Here is a 25,685-nt window from a genome sequence, read left to right on the forward strand (position 1 = left end):
ACGGCGAGGCTCCAGGACGCAGGGGCCGCAGCAGATACCGGGTCACGCGGTTCTTGTCGTTATCAAATCCCAACTCCGGTGCAGGAGACGCCAGCCGAGGATCACGCCGATGGCGACGAGCAGGACCGCGCCAGCCACGAACGACAGATAGAACAGAGGTTCGCGCCACGGCGACGCGACGGTCTCGGATCGAGCCATTTCGAGCGGACGTGCGATCGCGATCATCGGCCGCTCTCCAGTCGACGCATCGGCGTTGGCAATCCGTCTCCGTAGAGCGCCAGCAACGCGTCGAAGTGATCGTCCATCGTCCGGACCGGGCGATCCGGTTGGCCGGCACCCTCCGCGGCGATCGTCTCCGCCACGCGAAGTATCGCGTCGGCAGCGGCCTGTGCATCGCCCGACGCGTACCGCGCGCCGTCGTTGCCACGCGCCAGGTCGGCCGCACCGCCGCGATCCGGCGTGATCAACGTCAGTCCGGATGCGATAGCCTCGGCGGCGACGAAGCAGAACGTCTCCGCTTCGCAGCCGTGGATCAGCGCGTCGGCGCTCGCCATCAGCCGCGCGAGTGCGCCCCGCTCCCGAATCGGATCGAGCAGGCGGACGTGCGGGTTGTCGCCGATCGCATCGATCACCCGGCGCTGGCGTCCACCACCACCGATGATCAGCAACCCGACCGGCGCCTGCGTCCCCGCGATCGCCGCCGCCTGCGCGACCATGGCCCAGCGTTTCTCGGGCGCATGGCGGCCGACGCCGATCAGCAGCAGCGCATCCTCGCCGAGGCCGCACAATGCCAGCATCTCGCGGCGCAGGTCGGCATCGCGCAGTTTCGGCGAGAACTGGCCCGGCTCGACCCCCATCGGATCGGTCATCACCTTCCGCAGGCCACCCTCGCGCAACCGCTGCGTCAGGCTGTCGCTGGCGCTGACGATATGGTCGAACTGCGCGTCGAGCCGGCGGAGGTGACGCCAATACCAGTCGAACGCGCGGTCGATCGCTTGAGTCGAGGCGACGTTGCCGAACCAGCGATAGGCATAGGCGGAGAGCGGGTCGGCATGCGCGATCAGCGACAGCCGCGCGCGCGATCCCGAGCGCGTCCGCCAGTCCGCGACCATCGACGCGCTGCGCCACGGCGAGGAGACCTCGACGACATCGGCATCCTCCTCGTCGAGCATCGCGTGAAGCGCCTCGCGGTCGGCGAAATAGCGGTAGGACCGGTCGAGGGGGAAGCGCGGCGAGCGCAGCCAGCGGACGCGCGCGTTGGGGCCGCGCCGTTCCTCGCGGTCCTCTTCGCCCGGCGCGATGACGACGATCTCGTGGCCGCGTCCGGCGAGCGCGACCAGCTTGCGGTCGATATAGGTGCGGACGCCGCCACCGGTCGGGGTGTAGAACGCGCACACGTCGACGATCTTCATGCCGCCACCTGCTCGGTCACGAGATCCGCGTACCGCGAAACGGTACGGCGTTCGGCGAGCGTCCGCAGCGTGCGGTCTATGCTGGCAAGCAGCGAATCCTTGGTGACGTCGCCGGGATGGACCGCGACGCGCATCGTCGGCATCCAGTCGGGCATCGCGCGCGCCACCGCGGCGACCGCGAGCGAACTCGCGGTGCGCGCAGGCGTCCGGCTCGCCCAGGTGACGACCGGGCCGCGCGCGACGATCGCGCCGGTGCGGGGCTGCCAGACGCGGAAATGATCTTCGGCGAGCGCGAAGTCGCAGGCTTTCAGTGCGGCGTGCGCACCCGGACCATATAGCCATGCGGGGGCGATGAACCCCGCGACCTCACGGCCGATCGCCTGCTGGACCATGTCGCGACCCGCGCGCATGCGATGCTCCGCCTCGGCCGCGTCGAGCCCAAGGAACTCGCCCTCGCCGGCGGTCATGTACTTGGCCTTCAAGGCACTCGCGGTACCTTCGTGCGTGCTGGTATCGCGGTGGAACCAGCCGTGCAGGAACATCTCGACTCCGGCCTCCGCCCATTCGCGCAGGCGGCGGCCAAAGGCGGGATCGCGGTCGAGCCGCGCGGCGCTCCAGTGATCGGGGACGACCAGCATCGCGAAGCGCGGACCACCAAGGATCGCCTCGATCCGCTCGGCCAGCATCGCGATCGGTATGGCGAACGCCGGCGACACGTCGTGGATCGAGACGATCAGCCGCTTGTCCGGCGCGATGCCCGCGCGTGGGACCCGTTCGCCCAAAACCGTGCCGTGTTCGAAATTCACCATGATCTCGCTCTCGTCGTGGACTCGCTGATGATGCGACGGCGCCGCATGGGTCGGGCCGCAGTCTGACCCCATCCTGCACCGAAATTATTTCATGAGCGCGTCGTCGGACGGCTGCGGTTCGCCGTGGGGGGCGGCGTCCTCTCGACATGACGACCTCCCGCCAGCCCGTCCCAGCTCCGGCCAGCATCGGCTGGCCGCAACCTTCCAGTTTTAGCAGTCCCGAGAGGATCATCGCATGAACCAGCCGCTGGCGCTGACGCGTGCGGAGATATTCCCGCCGCTGACTCCGACGATCGTCCGCAAGACCTTCCTCGCCCGCTGGCTCGCGCCCGTGCTGTCCGCGGCGATCCTGATTGCGGCCTTGTGGCAATTGCGTAGCCTCGACGTGGCCGCCACGCTGCATCTGGTGCCGCGCTCGCCGCTGTTCTGGACGATCTTCGCGGCCGGCTATCTAGTCACGCCGTTCAGCGAATGGGTGATCTACCGGCGGCTGTGGCAGCTCCCCGCCAGCGGCATCCTCGCGCTGCTGCGCAAGCGGATCAGCAACGAGATCGTGCTCGGCTATTCGGGCGAGCTGTATTTCTACGGCTGGGCGCGGAAACACGCGACGATGGTGGGCTCCCCGTTCGGTGCGATCAAGGACGTCTCGATCCTGTCCGCGGTGGTCGCCAACGTCTGCACGCTCGGGCTCGCCCTCGTCAGCTGGCAGGCACTCGGCGCGCTGCACTTCGGCACCGACGCCAAGGTGATGACCGTGTCGGCCGCGAGCATGGCGATCCCGTCGATCGTCACGTTGGTCATGCGGAAGACGCTGCTGACGCTGCCGCGACCCGAGCTGGGCCGAATCGCGGTCATCCATTTCCTGCGGATCGTCGCGACCACCTTGTTCGCAGCACTCCTCTGGGCGGCGGTGATGCCGGCCGCGCCGCTCGCGTGGTGGCTGGCGCTGGCGACGTTGCGGCTCCTCGTGTCGCGGCTGCCGTTGCTGCCGAACAAGGACATCGTGTTCGCCGGGCTGGTCGCATTCACCGTCGGGCGGACGTCCGACGTGACCGCGGTGCTGACGATGATCGCCGGGCTGTGGCTCGTCACGCATCTGCTGCTCGGGGCCGTGCTGACCGCCGTCGAACTCGTTACCATGGAGCGTACCAAGTGATCCTGCTCGCCCTTTCCCTTGCCACTACCCCTGCCGTCACGCCGCCCTCGACCCCGCGGCTCGGGACCGTCGAAGCGCGCTGTCGGCCGCATGAGGCGGGCCCGGCGCTGATAGTCGATATCGACGGGTTGAAGGACCGCGCCGGCGTGCTGCGCGCCGAACTCTATCCCGCGCGCGACGGCGATTTCCTCGCCGACGACAATGTCCTGATCGGGCAGGGCAAGACATTCCGGCGCAGCGTGATCACGGTGCCCGCGACCGGCGCGGTCTCGCTGTGTCTGCGCGTTCCGGGACCCGGCACCTATGCGCTCAGCGTCGTCCATGCGCGCGACGGCGGCCACGGCTTCAGCCTGCTCCACGACGGCATCGGCTTTGCGAGCAATCCCAAGCTCGGCCATTCCAAACCACGCGCGGAGCAGGCGATGGTCGCGGTGGGCGCGGGCATCACGACCACGCACGTCGTGATGAACTATCGCAGCGGATTGTTCTCGTTCGCGCCGCTCAAACGGTAATCTTTCGGAGCCTCGAAATACGCCTGCGGACGACCGTCAACGGCGGCGTCTAGCACATAGGAAAACAGGGAAACTCAACATGATGGTACGGTATCTCGGTGCAGCACTGGCCGTAGCAGCGTCGATCCATACCCCTGCGACGGCCGCCGCTTCCGTGGCTCGCCCCGTAGCGCGTGACGTAGCTCGTGACGCAGCGCGCGACGTGACCCTGATGACCTATAACGTTCATGGCCTGCCGTGGCCGATCGCCGACGATCGGTCGGCGGATCTCGCGGCAATCGGCACCAGGTTGAAGACGATGCGTAACGCCGGCGATCAGCCCGGCATCGTCGTGTTGCAAGAGGCGTTCGTCGCCGACGCCAAGGCGATCGGCCGCACCGCAGGCTATCGCTATGCCGCGTTCGGCCCCGGCGAGGACGCGGCACCGGTACCGCGCACCGACGACGGGTTCGTCGCGGACGGCAGTCGCATGGTCGGCGAGCGGCTCGGCAAGCATGTCGACAGCGGCCTCGCGATCTTCTCCGACTATCCGATCCTGGCAGTCCGTCGGATCGCTTATCCGGTCTGCGCAGGCTATGATTGCCTCGCCAACAAGGGCGCGGTCGCGGCGCTGATCGCGGTGCCCGGCGTCGCGACGCCGATCGTCGTGGTCGACACGCACCTGAACAGCAACGGCGCATCTGGCGCGGGATCGCCGCGTGCGACCTACGCCTATCGCCGCCAGCTCGATCTGCTCGCCGGCTTCATCGCCTCGCTTGGCGCTGCCGACCGCCCGATCCTAGTCGCAGGCGATTTCAACGTCGGCCAGGACCTCGCGCGCAGGACGCATTTCGATCTGCGCATGCTGGGCGGCGGCGCGTCGTTGCAGACCGTGGTCGGGGCCTGCCGTATCGCGCCGAAATGCCCGGTCGCAGAGCCCGCCGACATGGCCGTCTCGCTCGGCCGGGCGAAGGACTGGATGCTGTACCGTCCATCCTCGACCGTCGGGATTCGTCCGATCGGCCTGGCTGCGCCGTTCGGCCGCACGGGGAACGGCTCGATGCTGTCCGATCACGTCGGCGTATCGGTACGCTACCGGATCGACGGGGGGACGCCGCTTCGTTCGTCCGCGCTGATTGCGAGCCGATGATTCCAGCGACGATGCGTCGAACGGACGCCCAAACCCTCCGAAGCGAATGCGAACGATTTGCAATAAAAACTGTATACGGCTAGCTCGCCCGATATTCGGGGGACGACATGCGATACGGACGTTGGAATCTACTGGTGTTGCCTTTGGTCGGTATGACGTTGCCGGCGTGGGCGCAGGATGTGCGTATCGATCCGTCTGCGGCCGACACGCGTGACCGTGCCGACACCGCTTCCGAGGATGATAGCCCTGCCGATATCGTTGTCAGCGCGACGCGCAGCATCCTGCCACCGAACGCGCTGCCACTGACGATCGACGTGATCGACCGTGCGGCACTGGATCAGCAGGTCGCGATCGGTGGTTCGGTGGTCGATGCGGTCTCGAACCTGACGCCGTCCTTCTCGCCGACGCGACAGAAGCTGTCGGGCGCGGGCGAGACGTTGCGTGGTCGCTCGCCGCTGTACGCGATCAACGGTATACCGCAGTCGACCCCGCTGCGTGATGGATCCCGCGACGGGTTCACGATCGATCCGTTCTTCATCGATCGGGTTGAGCTGATCTACGGCTCGAACGCGTTGCAGGGGATCGGCGGGACCGGCGGGATCGTCAACCAGGTGACCGTGCAGCCGCCACGGACCGAGGGCCTGTCGGGTCGCGCCCTCGTGCAGGGAACGACCGACACCGGGTTCAACGGCGACGGCAATGGCGGCAAGGTCGCCGCGCTGCTCGCGTGGAAATCGGGGCGTTTCGACGTCATGGCCGGCGGAGCGTACGACAAGCGCGGCGCGTTCTACGACGGGCACGGCAACCGCGTCGGTACCGACCTGACGCAGGGCGAGACGCAGGACTCGCGGAGCTGGTCGGCGTTCGCACGCGCCGGCTATGCCCTGACCGACACCGCACGAGTCGACCTGATCGCCAATCGGTTCGAGTTGAAGGGTGGTGGCAATTATATCGCCAGCACGGGCGATTTCGTCATCAACCGACCGACGACATCGGTGCGGGGCACGCCGCCGGGCGTCCCTGCGACCAACCGGACCGAAAGCATCGCGCTGTCCCTGACCGACCCCGATCTGTGGGGCGGCAACCTCGTGACCCAGGTCTTCTTCAACCGATCGCGCGATACGTTCGGCGGCGAGGTCAAGCCGATCGCGACGTTCCAGCTCGTCAAGGACGGCACGCTGTTCGACCAGTCGCAGAACCGCTCGCGCAAATATGGCGGCAAGTTCAGCTACGAGCGCGCAGTGCCGGGCTTCGAGGCGCTGACTGCGACGCTCGGCTTCGACGCACTGTACGATCGGACCGAGCAACGGCTGATCGCCACCAATCGCGTCTGGGTGCCACCCGCCGATTTCCGCAGCCTCGCACCGTTCGGCCAGGTCAACCTCGCGCTGTTCGACAAGGTCGTCCGCCTCGCTGGCGGCGCTCGGTACGAGAACGTGAAGATCGTCATCGACGATTACACCACGCTGGCCTCCTATGGCAGCCACGCGGTCGCGGGCGGCAGTCCGAGCTTCAGCAAGGCGCTGTTCAACGGCGGCGTCATCGTCGAGCCGATCCCCGGCATCCGTGCCTATGGCAGCTATGCGCAGGGCTTCACTGTGCCCGACGTCGGACGCATCTCACGCGCGATCGGCCGCGACGGCGTCGATCTCGACACCTATGTCGACATCGCGCCGATCGTGTCGAACAACCGCGAACTCGGCGTCGAAGTGAAGCGCGGACCGATGAACGCGAGCGCGACCTATTTCTGGTCGACCAGCACGCGCGGACAGGTGCTGGTGTTCGTCGGCGGCGCGTATGAAGCGCAGCGCCAGCGCGTCGAGATCCAGGGCATCGAGGTAAATCTGGAAGCCCGCATGCCCATCCCGGGACTGACGCTGTCGACCGGCTTCGCGCATTTGATCGGGCGCACGGACTCGGACGACGACGGCAAGGTCGACATCGACCTGGACGGCGCGAACATCTCGCCCGACCGGCTGAACCTCGCCGCCAGCTACGCGCGCGGCAAGGTGTCGGCACGGTTGCAGCAGCAATTCTTTCTCTCGCGCAAATACGAGGGGTTGCCCGCCGCGAACGATTTCGGCGGGTACAACGTCACCGACGCCAGCGTGCGCTATCAGTTGCCGGTCGGCGCGGTGACGCTGAGCGCGCAGAACATCTTCGACCATTTCTACATCGATTATTACAGCGACACGGTACGCCCGACCGACAACGAGCATTTCTTCGCCGGACGCGGGCGTAATTTCACGCTTGGCTGGGACGTTCGGTTCTAGGATGGCGCTGCTCGATACGCTGCATCGATGGGCTGGCGGTTTTGTCGGGCTGGTCCTCGCCCTGCTTGGGCTGACGGGGGCAATCCTGGTGCACCGCGATGCGTGGATCATGCTCCCACATGCGGGCGACGCGCAGATCCAGAGCACGCATGTCCTCGCCGCGACCACCGAACGGCTGATGAGCAATCCGGAAACGCGACCCCAGAGCATTACCTTCGCGAACGCCAATCTCGGCCTCGATCGGCTCGATTTCGGCAAGGGGGCGGGGGCCTATACCGATCAGGCCGGCACGATCGTCAGCCAGTGGCAGACGCAATGGGCGCGGCCGGAATTGTGGCTGTTCGACCTGCATCATCACCTCTTTTCGGGCGATACCGGTGAGACGATCATCGGCATCGCTGGCGTGGCGGGGCTGTTCTTCGTGATCACGGGCACGATCCTGTGGTGGCGGACCCGCAAGACGTTCGCGTTTCGCCCATTGCCCAAGCGGCTCAGCCGGTCGGCGATCGTGCGGCATCACCGCGATCTCGGGATCGTCGCCGCGCCGTTGCTGATCCTCTCGTTGCTGACGGGCGCGACATTGGTGTTCCGGCCAATCAGTGCGGTGTTCCTGGGGCCGGGCGCACCGGCGACGATCGACACCGCGTTGCAGGCACCGAAAGGGCCGAAGGTCGCGCTCGCCGACCGTCTCGACTGGCGGGGCATGATCGTCACGGCGCGCGCGCGCTTTCCCGATGCCGAACTGCGCAGCCTGTCTCTGCCGCGCAAGGAAAGTGGGCTCGTCACGATCCGCATGAAACGGCCGCAGGAATGGCTGCCGAACGGGCGCACGACCTTGTGGTTCGCCGCCGATGACGGCCGTCTGATCGGTGCGCGCGATGCAGCGTCGCTGTCGAATGTCGTGGCCGCGTACAACATCCTGTATCCGCTGCACGCGGCCAAGGTCGGCGGGCTCGGTTACCGCCTCGTGATGACGCTGTCGGGCTTGACGCTCGGTTTGCTTGGCACGTTGAGCGTCTGGAGCTTCTGGTTCAAACGGCCACGTCCGGCGAAGGTGCGTCGGGGCGTTCGACCCTGACGATCGCTACAGGGCCGCGTTTCACGACAGCCCTGCACACCATCGGCGCGATTCCCGTCAGCCCGGCTGAAGGCGAACATCCTTTGCTTCGACGGACAAGGGTATGGTGTATTCGCCCCGCTCCAACGTCGCGCCCGGAAGAGCATAGGAACGTCCTCCCGCCGTCGTCGTTTCGAGCGACATCCTTGCCGAGGGCGTCGTCGCCGAGGCCGGGTCCAGCGTCAGCCTGACAGCACCGGTGGCCGTGTCATATGCCGCATTCGCGATCTTGCCGGCGGTCAGCGTGATCCACAGGCCTGCAGGGGCGATGAACAGGCGACTGCGGGCGCCGTCCTTGGGGGCGATCGTCACGACGCTGCCGGCGGTCTGGCTGATGTTGCCGCCGAACCCCAGCCAGCCGAATGTCGGGTCCTTGACGAGGTAGCTCGCGGCGGTGACGGCGTGGCCGTAGAAGCCCATGCCGTAATCGCCGCTGTAAGGGTCCCATTTCATCATGTCGGGCGCGGAATGGAACGCCGCCGACGAGAAGCCCTGTCGGTCGATATTGGTGATGCCGCCCATCATACCGCCATACGCGACCCGTAGCAGCCGCAGGTCCGACGGATCGGCCCGGTAAGCGTCGAACAGCGGCACGGCGTTGAGCGTCGATCCGTAGTGATGGATCTGGCGCTCGATCCGCGGGTATTTGCCGCCGTACAGGAAATCCCAATAGCGACGGGCATTGCCGTTATAGCCCCAGCTGGGAATCGTAGGATCGTAAGCCAGGATCACCTGCTTGGTCACGTCGGCCTGCGGCTGGTATCTGAAATAGCGCATCCAGGCATAGACTTCGGGCTGGCCGGTCGAATCCCAGGCCATCTCGCTGCCGAAGGGATAGGTCAGCGTACGCCAGTGATCCGCGCGGCCCTTCATCAGGCGCTCCATCTCGGTCGCTTCGGTGGTCAGCCCCTCGTGCTTCAGGTCCTTCAGGATGTCGACGAACACGTCGCCCTCCATCAGTCCGAACTGCGTGTAATAGGGCGCATCGCGCATCATCGCGACGGTGGTCTGGTAAGCGTGATCGAGATACCAGCGCCATGGGTGTGCGGTGACCATGCCGGGATGGTTGCGCGCGACGCGGTAGAGCACCCAGTGGCCGATCGCGACGTGCGGGTAATTATACGCGCGGCCGAGGTCGCCGGCGTCCTTCTTCGACCAGGACGTCCAACTCTTCCAGTTGGTCGCGGCGTCGTAATAGCCGGGATGTGTCGCAGGATCGTAATAAAAGATGCTCTTGCGGACTGCGCCCGCATGCTCGCCGTCGGGCACCTGGAGCCGGCCTTGGACGGTCTCGTCGACGAGCCGCTGGAGCTTGGCGACCTCCGCCGCTTCGGGATTGTCGAGTTGCTTGGCCATCGCCGCGACCCAGCTGCCGCCGCCGCCTTCGTCGCTCATGCCCGAAATCCATACGCGCGGATCCTGCGTGACGATCTTGTCGGCTTCCCGGTCATAGGTGAGGATCGCGGGGTTGCGGCCGAACGGGTCGGCCTTGTCCTCATACCATTGCCGGGTGGTCGAAAACCGTCCGAGGTCCGCCATCGTCTGGTCGAGTGGCTTGGTGATGAAATAGCTGACGGTCTGGACGCTGCCATCGGCATAGGTGATCGTCAGGCTCGCGCGGCCCCAACCGCTGCTGCGCACCGCATAGCGCGCCCAGCCCTTGGCTCCCGCCACCCTGGACGCGGTCAGCGCACCGGCGGGCAGGCTCTCGACCTTGGCGATGCGCTGCGGCGTGCGGAGGAACAGCGACGCCTCCTGATCGGTCGGCACCACGTAACCGGGAATGCCCACCGCGACGGGGCGCTTGTTGGCGACCAGCGTGTCCTCGATCGCGGCGATCGACGGCGACGTGACGAAGCGCACGCCGATCGTGCGGCTCGTGCCCGGCGCCATCGTGAAGCTGGTGGGCGTGTTCCACTGCTCGCCGGCCTTGGCCCATTCCTTGTCGGCGAAACCCTTGCTGGCGATCGTCCAGTCGTAGAACCCCTCCGACGTCTGCCCGCGCGGGCTGCGATCGGTGAAGACGTCGGTTTCACCAGAGTGGCGCGCTTCCATGATCGGGCGATAGGCCTCGAGCGGGGTGCCCTTTTCGGGGAGCACCAGCAGGGCAGGGCCCTTGCCGTTCAGCCGCGTGACCTGGAGATAGCCGGCATCGCGGCCGATATAGGGGTCGACGAAACTCGCTTGCGCATGCGCCTGTTCGAGGTTGCGGTCCGAAATGATGTTGTCGAAGATCATCGGCAGACCGAGCCCGCCGATCTCGACCGGCTGGGTTGCGGTGTTGGTCAGCGTGAAGCGCAGCGCGAGCACGCCGTGGTCGTTGACCCAGCGCCGCTCGACCCTGATCGGACTGGCACCCAGCGATGCTGTGATGTCGGCGGCGGCCAGCACGGACCCGCCCGCGGGCAGGAGCCGAATCGGCTGGCGATCGTGCGCGGAGGCGAAGTCGGTCCACGCGCCGCCAGGCGTGCGCAGTCGCAGGTTGATGTCGCCTATATGGACATAGCCGTCGCCGGCCCGCTCGGCTTCGCGCGCGCCGGGGGTGAAATCGAACGTCGCATCGCCGGTCGGTGATAGCCGTGACAGCGTCTGCGTGTCCGACCGCAGCGCCAGATCGAAGCTCGGCGTGCGGATCGGCGTCTCGGCGATCGGCGGGTAGACTCGCTTGGCCGGTTGCTGCTCCTGCGCGAGCGCGGCCCGGGGCGTCGGGATCGCCATCGACGTGCCAGCCAGCAGCAGGGCGGCAGCGGTAAAGCGGCAGAAGCGCGTCATGATCGGGCTCGGTGTATTGGAGTGGTAGGAGCGGAGGTAAATGCCTCGACGGCACGAGCCGTGCCCGGTGTATTGCAAAGCAATTCCGTCGCTGGTTTAGGGCGATAAACGCCGGTGGCGTCGGGCCGCATCACCAGGTCGCGATACGACTGCGGACCCAGAATTGACCTGGATGTCGTCCGTCGGAACCCTGAGCCGTAAGGACGCCGACACGTACCGCGTTCGTCGATCATCACGAAGATCGCGCCAATCTGACGGTGCTTTCCCTGTCAGCCATCACCCGCCGCTTCTGTCGGCTGTCACGTCGATCGTGGTTGGTTCGGTATGGACTTTGCCGATCACCGGAAGCCTCCAAGGATTGTGCGAGCGCCTCGTCGTGCTGCGTCGACGTACGCTCAAACTGCCCACGGCTAAGACAGGCGTCAACAAAAATTATACAGTATATTATCTAGGTTCGGCCGAACGGATTGGCGGACGCGTTTTGGGACCCCGCTACCAGCGCCTGTTGTTAGCTTATCGCAGGCTTGCCGCGTCGCCATAGGCATAGACGGTGCTGACCGCGCCCTTGTAATCTGCAACACGACCCGAGCCGTTGATCGTCAGTTCCTGCAACAGCGGGACATTCTTGACCAACGGGATCGAGATTTCGCCGAACGCTTCCTTCACTTCGAAGGCTGGCGAACGGAACGACGGGATCGCGTTGTAGAACGCGTATCCAGCCTGCGTGGTCGGATCCAGGTCGTAAGACAGCGTCTCCCGGCGATACTCGCCGCCGAGCGAGAACGCGATCGGGCCACCTGGAAGTTCGAACAACTGGCTGAGATCGCCCTACATGTAGCCGGTACCCTGGAACTGCGTCGCCTTGCCGGTCGCAACAATCGAAACCGTCAGATACTGCCTTGCAGCCTGGCTGATCGAACCGTCGCCGAACGTGTTGAGTGGAACGCACGCCGCAACATCGGCTGCGAGAACCGCGGCGTTGCCGGCCCTGTCGGTGCCAGCGTAACGCGAGTCGACCTGCGAACGGCAGACGATCTGGCCCGCTGCATTTCGAGCGGTGTCGTTGGCGAGCAGGAAGCGCTGACGATTGATGTTGCCCTGAATGACGTTCCGCTCGCGGTGCTCGCCATAGTTGCCGGACAGTTCGCAATGCCAATCGCCGTTGAAATCGCCGCGGATACCGACGCGAAGATATCGGCTGCGCTGAAAGTCGTGATCGGTTGGGAGATTCATAGTTGGCGCGGCGAATGCGCGATCCGGTGACGAGGATCTCGTCGGCTCCGGAGGCGGCCTGCGCCGTATCGCCCACGCGGCAGGTTCGGACGGCCACCCGAAGGTGGTTGTCATCCTCTTCTGCGGAAGACGGCCAGTCCTGCAATGGCGAGCCGCAGCGCTGGAACGGCTGTTTCTGCGAACGACCAGCGCACCAGGCGCGCGACCACGGGTTTGGCAAAGGCAATGCGCTGCGCAGCGAGCGCATAGGCGATGTTGGGCAGTTCGCCGCTGGCGATCTCGCGCCACGTCTTGCCATCGACGCTGACTTCGATGCGGTAGGCTTTGGGGGGAGCCGTCTGCGCCATGACTGCGCGCGACGGGGTCAGGACGAACCCGGCAAGCGTTTCGGTGGTGCCCAGGTCGACCGTGACAGATGCGGGTGCGTCTGGCGTGGGGGCGGGGATCACCCAGGAGGTGGCGGTATCGTCGTCCAGCATCGCTTCCGCGCCCGGTGCCGAAGCGGTGACGATCGACCACCGCGCGGTAGACACGATGCCGGTATCGGCCATGACCACTGGAGCGACGGGGGCGGGAGCGACTTGACGGAACAGCGCGACTTCGCTGATCGCGGGGCAGGCGGTGCCTTCGAGGATACGGAGGCGCAGGCGGCGGGGGGCGATCGGCGTGTCCAGACGAACGATGCGCTGGGGCCCGATGCCCGAATGTTCGGCGAGCGTGCGCCATTGTCCGCCGATCTCGGCGTCGATCGCGAACCGGGTCACGCGGATGCCGAGCGGGAGATATTCGCGGAGGCGGATGAGGTCGAACGATCGGCCCGGCGGGAGGTCGAGCGTCAGTGTCGGCGTGATGACGGTGTCGGGCGTCGACCAATAGGTGTCGCGGTTGCCGTCGAGCACCGTGCTGGCCGCATAGGTCTTCCCGCGGACGTGGCTGGCCGATGTGACGGCGCCCTTGGCGAGATCGGTGGCGAAGGTCGCGGCCTGTGCCGTGCCGAACGACTTCAGCGTCTCGACGTCGATGTCGGCGAGCCGGCCGCGGCGGTCGGGCGGCAGGTTGAGGTTGAGGTTGGTCCCGCGACCGACCGACTCGTCGTGGAGCTTGATCAGGCGCGCGGGCGTCTTGACCTTCGAATCCTCGTCGGCGTGATAGAACCAGCCGGGCCGGATCGAGACGTCGGTCTCGGCGGGCCACCAGAGCGGCGCGCCGCGCACGCCCGAATTGCCCTCGGACTGGACATAGGGATGGTTCGGCATGGTCGGCCAGCAGGGATCGCCGGCGATGCCGTCCTCGTTGCCGACCCAGCGCAGGTCCGCGCCGAGCGGGTCGAAGGTGCAGGCCATCGGCTGATGCTCGTGGACCAGCGCGACGATCGACGGCCAGTTATAGTATTTCGGCGCGTCGATCTTCCGCGTGTCGCGCGCACCGCCGTAATAGCCGTCGCCGCCGTTCGCACCGTCGAACCAGAATTCGAACAGCGTGCCGTATCGCGTGCAGAGTTCGACCACCTGCTTGCGGAAATACTCAACATAGGCCGGGCGGCCATAGTCGGCGTGGTTGCGATCCCAGGGCGAGAGATATAGGCCGAAATCTAAGCCGGCACGGCGCGTGGCACGCTCCATCTCGCCGACGATGTCGCCCTTACCGTCCTTGTAGGGGCTGTTGCGGATGCAGTGTTCGGTCAGCATCGTCGGCCAGAGGCAGAAGCCGTCATGATGCTTGGCGGTCAGGATGATGCCGCGCATGCCGCCCGCCTTGGCCGCGGCGACGATCTGGTCGGGCGAGAAGTCGGTCGGGTCGAAGAGCTTCGGATCCTCGTCGCCATAGCCCCATTCGCGATCGGTGAAGGTGTTGATCGAGAAATGGACGAACGCGTATTGCTCGCGCGCGTGCCAGGCGAGTTGACGCTTCGAGGGCGTCGCACCCCAGGGCTTCGGTGCGGTGTCGCGGCCGGCACCGATCGCGGGCGTGGCGGTGGCGGCAAGACCCGAGGCGAGCAGCAGGCGGCGGGAAACTTCGGTCATCATCGTCTCCGGGAGAAGCTCAGGCAGCGGGCTGGCCGAACGAGGGCGGTCGGTCGGCGAGCTTCGCGCCGAATGCGTGGTTCGGCGTGGCGGACATGGTGAAGCGGAGCGTGCCGCCGGCCGCGAGATCGGCGTGCGATATCCAGCTTTTTGTCCACGGCTTGCCGTTCCAGTGGACCGCCACGACGTAGGGCGTGTCGGCGCGGTTGCCGGGGGCGTCGATCACCAGTCGGCGACCGTTGCCGACCGACACCTCGGCGCGCGTGAACAAGGGCGAGCCGAACACGTACACCGCCTCGACCGGATCGACCGGATAGAAGCCGAGTGCCGAGAACACGAACCACGCACTCATCTGGCCGCAGTCGTCGTTGCCGATGATCCCGTCAGGATCGTTGCGGTACATCTCACTGCACAGCCGCCGGACCATCGCCTGCGTCTTCCACGCCGCGCCGACATAGGCATAGAGATAGGCGGCATGCTGGTCGGGCTCGTTGCCGTGCGCATATTGGCCGACCAGCCCGGCTATGTCAGGCGGTGCGTTCGCCGGCAGCGTCGAGGGTACCGCGAACAGCGTATCGAGCTTGCTCTCGAACGCGGACGGACCACCGAAATGCGCGATCTGGCCGTGAATGTCGTGCTGGTTGAGGAAGGTCGCCTGCCAGCCATTCGCCTCGGTATAATCGCGCCACCAGGGTTTGGGCATATGACCGAGCTGGATCGGGTCATAGGGCTTCCACCAGGAGCCGTCGGCAAACCGCGGGCGTGCGAAACCGATACTGGCATCCAGTACGTTCTTCCAGTTGTGTGACCTTTTCAGCAGTCTGGCGGCGTCTTCGGTCGCGCCGGCCGCGCGTGCCAGATGCGACGAGGCCCAATCGTCATACGCATATTCCTGCGTGCGGCTGACGCTCTCGAAGACCTTGTCCGCAGGGACGTAGCCAAGGCGGTCGTAAAGGTCGCGGCCCAGGCTGTTGTCCAGGTCGGGCGCGGCGAAGTCGAAGCTGCGGCGGCGGATCGCGGGCCAGGCGGCGGCATAGTCGGCAGGAATGCCCTTTGCCTGCGCTTCGGCGAGGGGAACGACGCCGTGCCAGCCGATCATCGTGCCGGTCTCCTTGCCCTGGAGCGGCCAGACCAGCGGGCCGTAGCGCGACTGAATGGTCTGCCGGATCAGGTCGTCAACCAGGCTCTTGGTCCGCGCCGGCTGGATCAGTGCAAGCAGGGGATGCAGCGCGCGATACGTGTCCCATAGCGACCAGCTGCTGTACGCGGCGCCTCCCTTCGGCACGACATGCACCGCGCCGTCCATCCCGAGATAGCGGCCATCGACGTCCGAGAAAAGCGTCGGCGCCAGCTGCGCATGGTACAGAGCGGACGCCATGATGGTGCGCTGGTCGTCGGTGCCGCCCTGCACGCGAACCTTGTCGAGCGCCTCGGCCCAGCGCGTGGTGGCGGCGGCCCAGGTGCGGTCGAAATCCCAGTGCGGTGCCTCCGCCGAGAGGTTCGCGCGTGCGCCGGCGATGTCCACGCCCGAGATGCCGCAGCGGATCAGCACCGGCGCGGCACCGGCATCGTCATAGTGCAGCGCGACCTTGAGCCGCTTGCCCTTCACCCCGGTGGTGCCTGCGGGCTGTGCGGTATCGCCGTCGCCATAGAACATGATCCGGTCGGGCCTGCGCGAGAACTGCATCGCGAAATGGATACGACGCCCCTTGGCCCAGCGGAACACCCGGCGGCTGCCGATCAGCGTACCGTCGGCGTCGATCGCCAGCGATGCCTCGTCGACCAATGGTTGCGTGTCGGAGGTGTCGAGGATCAGATGCGACAGATCGACCAGGATATGCCCTGGCCCCTTGGGAAAGCTGTGGCGGTGCCAGCCGGTGCGATCGGTCACGGTCAGTTCGGCGCGCACCCCCGATTCGAGCGAGACGCGGTAGTAGCCGGGCTCGGCATGTTCGTCGGTAAAGCGCTGGCGGTATCCGGCGTCGGGATCGTCGAGCGGGCCGGGTATCAGCTTCACTGGGCCAGTGGTCGGCACGACCAGGATGTCGAGCATATCTCCGATCCCGGTGCCGGACAAATGCGTGTGGCTGAACCCCATGATCGACGTGTCGGTGCGATGATAGCCCGAGCACGCATCCCAGCGCTCGACGTCGGTATCGGGGCTGAGCTGAACCATCCCGGACGGCAATGTCGCTCCCGGATAGGTATGGCCGTGCCCGCCGGTGCCGATGAACAGGTTCGCGCGGGTCTCGGGTGCAGGTTTCGCAGCCGGCAAAGTGGTGGCGATCAAGCCGAGCGAGGCGCTGCCGAGCAGGGTGCGGCGGGTCAGGATCATAAGGCGCTACTCAGCAAAGCGGGGCGGGTATCGGCGAGACGGACGATCAGTTCCCCGAACAGGCCGTTGGCCCAGGCGAACCAGGACCGCGTGAACTTGGCGGGATCGTCCTTGTCGAACGCCTCGTGGATGAAACCGGTGTCGGCATCGGTGTCGCGCAGCATCCGCAGGCACGCGCGGACGGTCGCATCGTCGGCGCCCGCCAGCGCACGGACGATCAGCGACATCGGCCAGATCTGGCCGAGCCCGACATGCGGTCCGCCGATCCCCTCGGCCTTGCTGCCCTTGAAGAAATACGGGTTGGCGTCGCTCCAGGCGGCATCGGCCGTGCGGCGCCAGAGCGGATCGGTGGCGGGGACGCAGCCCATGTACGCGAGGGCGGAAAGCGATGGCACGTTGGCGTCGTCCATGAAGACCGCGTTGCCGAAGCCGTCGACTTCGTACGCCCAGACCTCGCTACCGTCGTGCAGGCGCATCCGGCCGTGCGCGACCAGCGCCGCCTCGACTTCATTCGCGAGCGCGGTCGCATCGGCGGCGAGCGCAGTATCGTGGCGCGCTTCGTTAGCGACGACCGCGAGTTCGCGCAGGGTGGTGACCGCGAACAGGTTGGACGGGATCAGATACGGGTAGACGCAGGCATCGTCCGAGGGGCGGAAGCCGCACTGGATGAGGCCGTTGGCCTTGGCGGGGTTGCCCCAGCCTTCGAGCGCCATCGTCTCGGTGTTGCGGTTCGAGGATCGCAGGAAGCTGTAGGGGCCGCGATCGGTCTTGCGCTGTTGCTCGCGGTAGGTGCGGATGCTCGCGCGGGCGGCCTCGGCCCAGGTCGCGTCGAACGGCGTCGCGTCGCGCGTCGCCTGCCAATAGCCGTAGGCGAGGCGCATCGGATAGCAGAGCGAGTCGATCTCCCATTTGCGCTCCGCGACGCCGGGTTTCATCTCGGTCTGGTCCTTCAGCGCCCAGCTGAGGTTGGTCTTCGCGGCGGGGCTTTCCATGAACGCGTTGGCATAGGGGTCGATCAGGATCGAGCGCGACTGGCGTGCGATCAGGCCGCGGAAGAGCGTGCGCAGCGCCGGGTCTTCGCGGACGAGATGAAGATAGGGGCGAAGCTGCGCTGAGCTATCGCGGAGCCACAGGCAGGGGATGTCGCCGGTGATGACGAACGCATCGGGCGCGCCGCCGATCGTCGACATGCGAACCGTGGTGTCGAGCGTGTTCGGGTAGCAGTTGCCGAACATCCAGCGCAGCTTCGGGTCGCCGATACGGGCCGAGACGCGCGCGATCTCGCGTTCGACCGAGCGGCTGGTGAAGTTGCGGTCGGCGAGCGCGGGGCGCTTGCTCGGCAGCGCGGGGCGGGCGGCGAAGGCGGGCGTGCCGACGAGCGCGAGACCCCCGGCGACGCCGCCGGCCATGACGGTGCGGCGGTCCATGGTCGAAGCGCTCACTTGGGCAACTCCACCGTCGTGCCCGTGATCGTGAGGTCGCTCCACTGGCCCGCGCCGTCGCCGGGCTGGCCGCCGCCGATATAGAGACGGTAGGCGCCGGGGACGATCGTTCGCGTGCCGTCGCGCGCGACGCTGCTCATCGATCGCGGATCGATCGTGATCGGTACGGTGCGCGACTGGCCGGGCTTCAGCGCGACGCGGCCGAAGCCGACGAGCTGGCGCTGGAGAACGGGCGTGGTTGGGCCACCGGCCTTGGCGGCGGGCGCGACGAGGTAGGCCTGGACGACTTCTTCGCCGCCGCGGTTGCCTGCGTTCGACAGCTTGGCGGTGACGGTCAGCGGCTGCCCGGCGGCGACGCTGAGCGCGGGCTTGGTCGCGGCGTAGGCGAAGTTGGTGTAGCTCAGACCGTGGCCAAAGCCCCAGAGTGGCGTGCCGGTGAAGTAGCGGTAGGTGCGCTCCTTCATCGTGTAGTCGGTGAACGCGGGCAGGTCGCCGGTGGTCTTGTAGAAGGTGACGGGGAGGCGGCCCGACGGGTTGTTGAGCCCCGCCAGCGTCTCGGCGATCGCGGTGCCGCCGGCTTGTCCCGGATACCAGGCAGCGAGGATCGCGTCGGCCGATGCCGGATCGACCGCGACTGCGCTGCCGCTGGTGAGGACGAGGACTACGGGCTTGCCGGTGGCCTTCAGCGCTTCGAGCAGGCGGACCTGCGCTGGAGGCAGGCCGATATCGGTGCGGTCGCCGCCGACGAAGCCGGGGACGCTGACCGAGAGTGCTTCGCCCTCGAGATCGGGCGACAGGCCCATCACCGCGACGATCACGTCGGCATCGCGGGCGGTGGCTACGGCCTGATCGAGCAGCGGCTGTGCGGGGGGGCTCCAGAGCAGGCGGACGCCTTCGTCGTCGCTGCGGTGATCGAGTTCGAGGCGGAACGGGACGGGCTTGCCGTCGCTGGTCAGCGTGACCTCGACGCGGCCTTTCTTGACCTCGCCGGCGGAGAGCTGGCGGTCGCCGATCCAGAGCCGGACCGCGTCGTGCGTCGCGCAATCCTTCCAGCAGGCGGGGACGTCGACGACCAGCGGATAGGTGCCGGGGGCGGGGGGGGTGAAGGTCCCGGTCCAGCGTACGCCGAACGTCTTGGCGAGGCCGGGGGCGGGGCTCGCGCGGTTGTGGTCGATGTCGATGTGGCGATCGGTGCGTGTCAGGGTCGGTGCGCCGACGCCGGCTTGTGCGGCGAAATACTCGGTTTTCAGGCCGCCAGCGAAGACGGTCTCGGGTACAGGCACGGCCGCACCGTCGGCGAGCGACGAGCCCTGCGCATAGCGGACGTTGGGGGCGCCGAACTGCTTGCGAATGCCCTCCAGCGGGGTGACGGGCGCGACCGCGGTGCCGTGGTAATTGCCTTGCAGGACGCCGAGATCGTCGGCGTCCGCGCCGATCACTGCGATCCGGCTGCCGGGCTTCAACGGGAGGCGGTTGGCGTCGTTCTTGAGCAGGACGATCGATTTCCGCGCGGCGTCGAGCGCGAGTGCGCGGTGGGCGGGGGTGTCGACCTGGTCTGTGCCGATGCTGCGCCACGGATTGGCTGCGCCGAACACGGTGCCGAGCGCGCGGCGGGCTTCGAGCGCGCGGATCAACGCGGTGTCGACCTCGGCTTCGGTGACGAGACCCTGGCGGACCGCGGCGGGGAGGGCGGCGTAGGCGCTGCCGCAATTGAGGTCGGTGCCGCCTCGGATCGCGGCGGCGGCGGCGCCCGCGGCGTCGAGGCGGTAATGGTGGTAGAGGCTGATGTTCGACACCGCGTCGCAGTCCGACACGGTGAAGCCCTTGAACCCCCAGTCGCGCCGCAGCCGGTCGATCATCAACGCCGACGATGCGCAAGCGGGGACGCCGTGGATCGAGTTGTACGCGCACATCAACGACTGCGCGTTGCCCTCGGTGACGGCGAGCCGGAATGCGGGGAAGTAGGTCGCCTCCAGATCATAGGGGCTGGGATCGACGTCGAAGCTGTCGCGCCCGGCTTCGGGGCCGCTGTGGACCGCGAAGTGCTTGGGGGTGGCGATGACCTTGGGGTGGAGCGGGTCGGGACCCTGCAACCCGCCGATGAAGGCGACTCCGAGGCGGCCGGTCAGATACGGGTCCTCGCCGTAGGTTTCCTGGCCGCGGCCCCAGCGTGGATCGCGGAAGATGTTGATGTTGGGCGACCAGATCGTGAGCCCTTCGTAGATCTTGCGGTTCGCGCCGACGTCCTGCGCGTTGAAGCGCGCGCGCGCCTCGGTCGCGACGACGTCGCCGATCTTCGCGACCAGCGCGGTGTCCCAGGTCGCGGCCATGCCGATCGCCTGTGGGAAGACGGTGGCGTGGCCGTTGCGCGCGAGGCCGTGGAGACCCTCGTTCCACCAGTCGTACGCGGGCAGGCCGGCCTTCGGATCGGCGGGGACGGTGCTCTGCAACTGCGCCGCTTTCTGTTCGAGCGACATTTGCGCGACGGCAGTGGCGACGGGATCGGCGGACGCGAGCAGGAGCCAGATCATCGGGCGAGGGTCCTCAAGGTAAGCGCTTTCCGCAAGGTAGCGGCGGAGGCGTCGGAGACGACATGGATGGTGACGCTCTCGCCCGGCAGCAGGTCGAAGCCGTCGTCGGACGGTTGCGCGGCGACCGCGCCGAAATCGAGCATCACCGCGCGGGCCAGGTTGGTCGCGGTGATCTTCACGTCGGTGCCGGTCCAGCGAACGCTGAGGCCGGGGTCGGGATACGCCATGTCCTTGGGCAAGGCGCGTTCGATGATCGCCCGGCTCGTGCCGCCGTTGTCGAGCTGCAGATCGGCGACCGCGTAGCTGCCGGTGGGGGCGGCGGTCCCGAACAACGCGTCGTCGGACAGCGTCGCCACCAGTCTCGACGAGAGCGGCTCGAGCATCAGCGCGGCGGTGGTGTCCTTCAACACCTTGCCGTCCATCGTCATCGTCCGCACCCGCCAGCGTGAATCGACCAGCGTCGTCGCGTCGGAGATCAACGAGATACGCGTCGCGCCGTCTTTCCGCTCGGCGACGATCGCTTGTGGCGCGAAGAACCGCCGGGCGGCGTAATTGAGTAACTTCCACCGGCCGGCATGATCGATGCTTGCCCAGCTGATCGAGGGCCAGACGTCGTTGAGCTGCCAGTAGAGCGAGCCCATCGTGACCGGGCGGCAGGCGCGGTGATGCGAGGCGGCGATGCGGATCGCCTCGGCCTGGTTGACCTGCGTCAGGTAGACGAGATCGGCGAAGTCGCGCGCGGGGCGCAACCGATCGCGCAGGTACATCATCAGCCGCTCATTGCCTTCGCCGGCGAGGAACTTCTGGTGTGCCTTCATCACCGGGCTGTCCGCCGTGAGCGCGCCCTTGCCGGCGAATTCGCGGATCGTCGACAGGTCGGGCATCGCCTGGAAGCCGTATTCGGACATGAAGCGCGGGCAGCTGTCGAGATAGTTCTCGACCGGCTTGGAGCCCGACCAGACGTCCCAGAAATGGCGGTCGCCGTCCTTGTCGGTGTCGACGGGACCCTCGTAATTGGTCGAGGGCGAGCCCGGCCAATAGGGCGTGCCGGGGGCGTTGTGCGTCACGGCTTCGCGCAGGACGCGGTCGAACAGCACGGCCATGCCGGCGCCGATGCGCTCCTGTTCGTCGGCGCCGACCGCCTTCTTGAACGCTTTCCGGTCGGACCAGTTTTCCCAGCCCGACAGAACCTCGTTGCCACCGGCCCACAGCACGACGGAGGGATGCGATCCGATCCGCGCGACCTGTTCCTCGGCTTCGATCCGGACGTTCTCGCGGAAGGCGGCGTCGGGCGGCGTGACGCTGCCGCCGAACATGAAGTCCTGCCACACCATCAGTCCCATCCGGTCGGCGATGTCGTAGAAAGCGTCGTCCAGATAGGTCCCGCCGCCCCAGATACGGACCATGTTCATGTTGGCGTCGCGTGCGCCCTTCAGGATCCTCTCCATATAGGCGGGCGTGACGCGCGCCGGGAAACTGTCGAACGGGATGATGTTCGCGCCCTTGGCGAAGATCGGCGTGCCGTTGACCTTGAACCCGAAGCTGCCGTCCTTGCGGATCAGCTCGACCGTGCGCAGGCCGATCCGCTTGGTCACGCTGTCCTCGGGAGTCGGCTCCGCGCCGCCCAGCGAGGCGGTGACGGTGTAGAGCGGCTGCGCACCGTAGCCGACCGGCTGCCAACGCTTGGGGTCGGCGATCGCCAGCGGGATCGAGACCGCATTGTTGCCCTTCACGAGCGTCACCGTCCGGTCGACCGAGACCGTCTTGCCGTCCGGCCCGGTGACCGCGGCGCGGATCGTCGCGACGCCGGGTGTCTCGACGGCGATGTCGAGCTTGGCGGACAGCCGCGCTTCGGTCGGCGTCAGCGCTTCCTGGTCGACGCGGAGCGTGTCGATCCGCGTGTCGTCCCAGATCTCCAGCCGGACCGGCCGCCAGATGCCGGTGTTGACGATGCGGGGACCCCAGTCCCAGCCGTAATTGTATTTCGGTTTGCGGATGTAGGGCGAGGTCTGCTTGCCCTTGGGCTCGTCGCCGAACGCGCTGTCATATTCGCCGGGGAGCGGGTTCTTCTCGGCGAGCACCATCGGCTGGAGCGTGCGGATCGGCGAGGCGATCGTCACCAGCACTTCGTTGCGCCCGACCTTCAGCACCGGCTGCGCATCCACGCGCCAGCGCCGATGCGCGTTGTCGGTGGTGAGCAGCATTTTGCCGTTGACGCTGACCGTCGCGAACGTGTCGAGACCGTCGAACACCAGGTCGAGGTGATTGCGCTGCATCATCGCCGGAGTGACGTCGAACACGCGGCGGAACTGCCATTTGGTCAGCCCCGCCCACTGGATCGCTGCCTCGTTGGTACCCTTGAACGGATCGGGCACGCGTTGCGCCGCGATCAGGTCTTGCTGCACCGATCCGGGGACGGCCGCCGGCAGCCACTTGGCCTCGCGCTTGTGCGCGGCAATCGCGGCGGTGTCGGTCGGATCGATCCGCACCTGCCACGCGCCGTCGAGCGGCACGACGGTCTTGGGCGAGGCGAGCGCGGGCGTGGCGAGCGCGATCAGCGGGAGGACGAACCAGCGACGCATCAGCGCGTCTCCGCCAGCTGCATCCGCTCGACCGCGTAGAATGGATCGGACGTCGGCGAGGTGAACTGGAGGCAGATATCGCGGTCGCCGGTCATCGCGGGCAGTTTGCCGTTCACGCTGAACCGCGTCGGGGCGGACTTCGGGTCGGGCAGCGGGAAGGTGCCTGCGACTACCGGTTTCGTGTCCTTGATGGTGCAGCCGACCAGTACGATCAGCTCGCCGTGCGGAGTGACGTTGTAATGCTGGCGGACCGCCTTGAAATCGTGCGCGAGGCCGTAATGACGCGGCAGTCGCGCGATATCGATCGTGAAGCTGTGGGCGACGTCCATCGGTGCCGCGGGGTAGGCGGTGCAGGTGTCGAACAGGTTGATGTTGAATACCGGTGCGTTCGCCTGCGCCTCCGACATCAGCGGTACGCGGAGGCCGAGCGCGCCCTTCGGACAGGCGATCATGTCGGAGGCGGTGCGGTTCAGCAGCGCCTCGCGGCCGGTGTCGAACAGGCGCGGTTCGGCGGTCGGCTGGCCGCTTGCGTCGAACGCCGCGGCACGGATCTGCACGCCGGGTTTCAGCGACAGGGGCGCGGTGTAGGCGTTGGAGCGCGCCGTCGGGGTCTTGCCGTCGAGCGTGTAGCGGATCGCGCCATAGCCAGCCTGCGTGGCGAGCACGACCTTCGCGCGGTTGGTCCGCAGCGCATCGCCGCGCGTGCCGTCGAGCGTATAGCCGACCGCGAACGCACTGTCCGCGACTTCCAGCCCCGATTTGCGCCAGCGCCGGATCTGCGGCTGGACGCGGTCGAGGAAGCTCGCATAGTCGCGCTTGTCCTTACCCGACCAGGTGATCTCGGCAAGCGCTGCGGCACGCGGGAAGATCAGGTGCTGCATCTGGTAGGGCGTGACGATGTACTCGGCCCATGAGTTGCCCTGCGCGCCGAGGACGTGGTGCGCCTTGTCCGGGGCGATCCCCGCGGGCATCGGCTCGTATTTATACACGTCGGCGAGCGTCTGGATCGACAGGCGGCCGGGCGGCTCGTCGCGGCGGTCGCTTTGCAGGCTGTCGAAATAGAGGATCGGCGCAGGGGTCAGCACGACGTCGTGGCCCTGGTTGGCGGCGTCCACCGCGCCCTTCTCGCCGCGCCACGACATCACCGAGGCCGACGGTGGCAGGCCGCCTTCGAGGATCTCGTCCCAGCCGATCAGGCGGCGCTTCTTGCTCGCGAGATATTCGCCGAACTGGTCGATCATCCAGCTTTGCAGGCCGTTCTCGTCCTTGATGCCGAGCTTGGCCATCTGCGCCTGGACCTCGGGGCTGCGTTCCCACTGGTCCTTGACCGCCTCGTCGCCGCCGAGATGGATATAGGTGCCGGGGAACACCGCCATCACTTCGTCGAGGACCGTCTTGACGAAGGCGATGCCCTTGGGCGCGGGGTTGAAGAGATAGGGGTTCACGCCCCATTCGTTGCTGACCTGCGGCGTGTCGCCGATCACGCCGAGCTCGGGATAGGCCGCGACGAGCGCCTGTGCGTGGCCGGGCAGGTCGATCTCGGGGACGATGACGATGCTGCGTTCGGCGGCGTAGGCGACCAGTTTGCGCAGTTCGTCCTGCGTGTAGAAGCCGCCGACGCGCGTGCCGGGTTTCTCGCCGGTCGATGGCCCGGTGCGGACGCTGCCGATCTCGGTGAGCTTCGGATACGCCTTCACCTCGAACCGCCAGCCCTGATCGTCGGTCAGGTGCAGGTGGAGCGTGTTGAGCTTCACCGACGCCATCTGGTCGACGATCGCGTAGATCGACGGCAGCGACTGGAAGTGTCGCGCGGTATCGACCATCAGCCCGCGCCAGGCGAAGCGGGGGGCGTCGTCGATCGTCGTCGCGGCGATCCGGACCGGCTGGCCGAACGCGTGATCGGGACTGGCGAGCTGCGCCAGCGTCATCGCGCCGTACAGCAGCCCGGCATCGCCCGACGCGGCGATCTTCACGCCCGTTGCGTCGCCCGATCCGACAACCGTGAGGCGGTACGCCTCCGCGCCGTTGATCGAGGGATCGCGAACGAAGCGGATCGCGCCGCTCGGCGAGGTCTGGAGAGCAAGACCGCGCTCGGTCTTCACATGGGCGATCAACAGGCGGGCAGCGGCGGCGGCACCCGTGTCGGTCGGGTCGGCGGTGATGCCGGTGCCGTTCGCGATCGTGAAGCTGCCGGCGGCAGGCGTAACTTGCGACGGTTGCGGGACCAGCGGTGCGCGGGCCTGCGCATAAGCCTCGACCGAGGTGAGCGCGGCGGCGCAGACGGCAAAGGGAAGCATCGTCGACGCGACGAGCAAGCGCCCGAGATTACCGTTCGCGGCTGCACGCATGTTGACTGCT

17 protein-coding genes are annotated in these 25,685 nt (G+C 67.1%); 5 read left to right on the forward strand and 12 right to left on the reverse strand.

What is annotated here, in order from left to right; translation table 11 throughout:
• Positions 1 to 42 precede the first annotated feature (42 nt).
• Genes IFR23_RS00110 through IFR23_RS00120 form a run of 3 tightly spaced genes read right to left on the reverse strand, consistent with a single transcriptional unit; the run spans position 43 to position 2,221 of the window.
• Positions 43 to 225 carry a hypothetical protein gene (locus tag IFR23_RS00110; protein ID WP_192974234.1) on the reverse strand — a complete coding sequence of 61 codons (183 nt, stop codon included), beginning with the start codon at positions 223 to 225 and terminating at the stop codon, positions 43 to 45.
• The gene (locus tag IFR23_RS00115; protein WP_192974235.1) at positions 222 to 1,412 is read right to left on the reverse strand and encodes a glycosyltransferase; all 1,191 of its coding nucleotides are present in this window, start codon (positions 1,410 to 1,412) and stop codon (positions 222 to 224) included. Before IFR23_RS00115 ends, IFR23_RS00110 begins: the two co-directional genes overlap by 4 nt.
• Positions 1,409 to 2,221, reverse strand: coding sequence for a DUF2334 domain-containing protein (locus tag IFR23_RS00120; protein ID WP_192974236.1), 813 nt, complete (start codon positions 2,219 to 2,221; stop codon positions 1,409 to 1,411). Before IFR23_RS00120 ends, IFR23_RS00115 begins: the two co-directional genes overlap by 4 nt.
• Positions 2,222 to 2,456: 235 nt before the next feature.
• Here IFR23_RS00120 and IFR23_RS20080 point away from each other — a divergent pair, with 235 nt between their 5' ends.
• The 5 genes from IFR23_RS20080 (at position 2,457) to IFR23_RS00140 (ending at position 8,369) form a co-directional block, all read left to right on the forward strand.
• On the forward strand, positions 2,457 to 3,377 hold the full coding sequence (locus IFR23_RS20080) for a hypothetical protein (RefSeq protein WP_244655366.1): 921 nt from the start codon (positions 2,457 to 2,459) through the stop codon (positions 3,375 to 3,377).
• Positions 3,374 to 3,889, forward strand: coding sequence for a DUF2141 domain-containing protein (locus tag IFR23_RS20085; RefSeq protein WP_446740795.1), 516 nt, complete (start codon positions 3,374 to 3,376; stop codon positions 3,887 to 3,889). The genes IFR23_RS20080 and IFR23_RS20085 overlap by 4 nt, the downstream gene beginning before the upstream one ends.
• Positions 3,890 to 3,968: 79 nt before the next feature.
• Complete coding sequence (locus tag IFR23_RS00130) at positions 3,969 to 5,018, forward strand: endonuclease/exonuclease/phosphatase family protein (protein ID WP_192974237.1); 1,050 nt, start codon at positions 3,969 to 3,971, stop codon at positions 5,016 to 5,018.
• A 152-nt stretch (positions 5,019 to 5,170) separates the two neighbouring features.
• Complete coding sequence (locus IFR23_RS00135) at positions 5,171 to 7,291, forward strand: TonB-dependent receptor (protein ID WP_192974600.1); 2,121 nt, start codon at positions 5,171 to 5,173, stop codon at positions 7,289 to 7,291.
• Position 7,292: 1 nt separating this feature from the next.
• Positions 7,293 to 8,369 carry a PepSY-associated TM helix domain-containing protein gene (locus tag IFR23_RS00140; protein ID WP_192974238.1) on the forward strand — a complete coding sequence of 359 codons (1,077 nt, stop codon included), beginning with the start codon at positions 7,293 to 7,295 and terminating at the stop codon, positions 8,367 to 8,369.
• Positions 8,370 to 8,426: 57 nt separating this feature from the next.
• Here IFR23_RS00140 and IFR23_RS00145 read toward each other — a convergent pair whose 3' ends face one another.
• The 9 genes from IFR23_RS00145 to IFR23_RS00185 form a co-directional block, all read right to left on the reverse strand.
• Positions 8,427 to 11,180, reverse strand: a complete 2,754-nt coding sequence (locus IFR23_RS00145) for a DUF5695 domain-containing protein (RefSeq protein WP_192974239.1) — start codon at positions 11,178 to 11,180, stop codon at positions 8,427 to 8,429.
• Positions 11,181 to 11,693: 513 nt separating this feature from the next.
• Positions 11,694 to 11,993 carry a hypothetical protein gene (locus IFR23_RS00150; RefSeq protein ID WP_192145480.1) on the reverse strand — a complete coding sequence of 100 codons (300 nt, stop codon included), beginning with the start codon at positions 11,991 to 11,993 and terminating at the stop codon, positions 11,694 to 11,696.
• 15 nt (positions 11,994 to 12,008) lie between these two features.
• Positions 12,009 to 12,413, reverse strand: coding sequence for a hypothetical protein (locus IFR23_RS00155; protein ID WP_192974240.1), 405 nt, complete (start codon positions 12,411 to 12,413; stop codon positions 12,009 to 12,011).
• Between the two features lie 110 nt (positions 12,414 to 12,523).
• Entirely contained in the window at positions 12,524 to 14,437 is a 1,914-nt protein-coding gene (locus tag IFR23_RS00160; protein WP_192974241.1) for an alpha-L-fucosidase, read from the reverse strand.
• Between the two features lie 19 nt (positions 14,438 to 14,456).
• On the reverse strand, positions 14,457 to 16,772 hold the full coding sequence (locus tag IFR23_RS00165) for a GH92 family glycosyl hydrolase (RefSeq protein ID WP_192974242.1): 2,316 nt from the start codon (positions 16,770 to 16,772) through the stop codon (positions 14,457 to 14,459).
• A complete protein-coding gene (locus IFR23_RS00170) occupies positions 16,769 to 18,199 on the reverse strand; it encodes a glycoside hydrolase family 125 protein (protein ID WP_192974601.1) in 1,431 nt (476 codons plus the stop codon). The genes IFR23_RS00165 and IFR23_RS00170 overlap by 4 nt, the downstream gene beginning before the upstream one ends.
• Before the next feature lie 11 nt (positions 18,200 to 18,210).
• A complete protein-coding gene (locus IFR23_RS00175; protein ID WP_192974243.1) occupies positions 18,211 to 20,745 on the reverse strand; it encodes a glycoside hydrolase family 3 C-terminal domain-containing protein in 2,535 nt (844 codons plus the stop codon).
• Entirely contained in the window at positions 20,742 to 23,327 is a 2,586-nt protein-coding gene (locus tag IFR23_RS00180; protein ID WP_192974244.1) for a beta-mannosidase, read from the reverse strand. The genes IFR23_RS00175 and IFR23_RS00180 overlap by 4 nt, the downstream gene beginning before the upstream one ends.
• Positions 23,327 to 25,675 carry a beta-N-acetylhexosaminidase gene (locus IFR23_RS00185; RefSeq protein ID WP_244655368.1) on the reverse strand — a complete coding sequence of 783 codons (2,349 nt, stop codon included), beginning with the start codon at positions 25,673 to 25,675 and terminating at the stop codon, positions 23,327 to 23,329. The genes IFR23_RS00180 and IFR23_RS00185 overlap by 1 nt, the downstream gene beginning before the upstream one ends.
• Positions 25,676 to 25,685 lie beyond the last annotated feature (10 nt).

The sequence above is a fragment of the Sphingomonas sp. CFBP 13603 genome, assembly GCF_014892665.1.
Taxonomy (GTDB): domain Bacteria; phylum Pseudomonadota; class Alphaproteobacteria; order Sphingomonadales; family Sphingomonadaceae; genus Sphingomonas.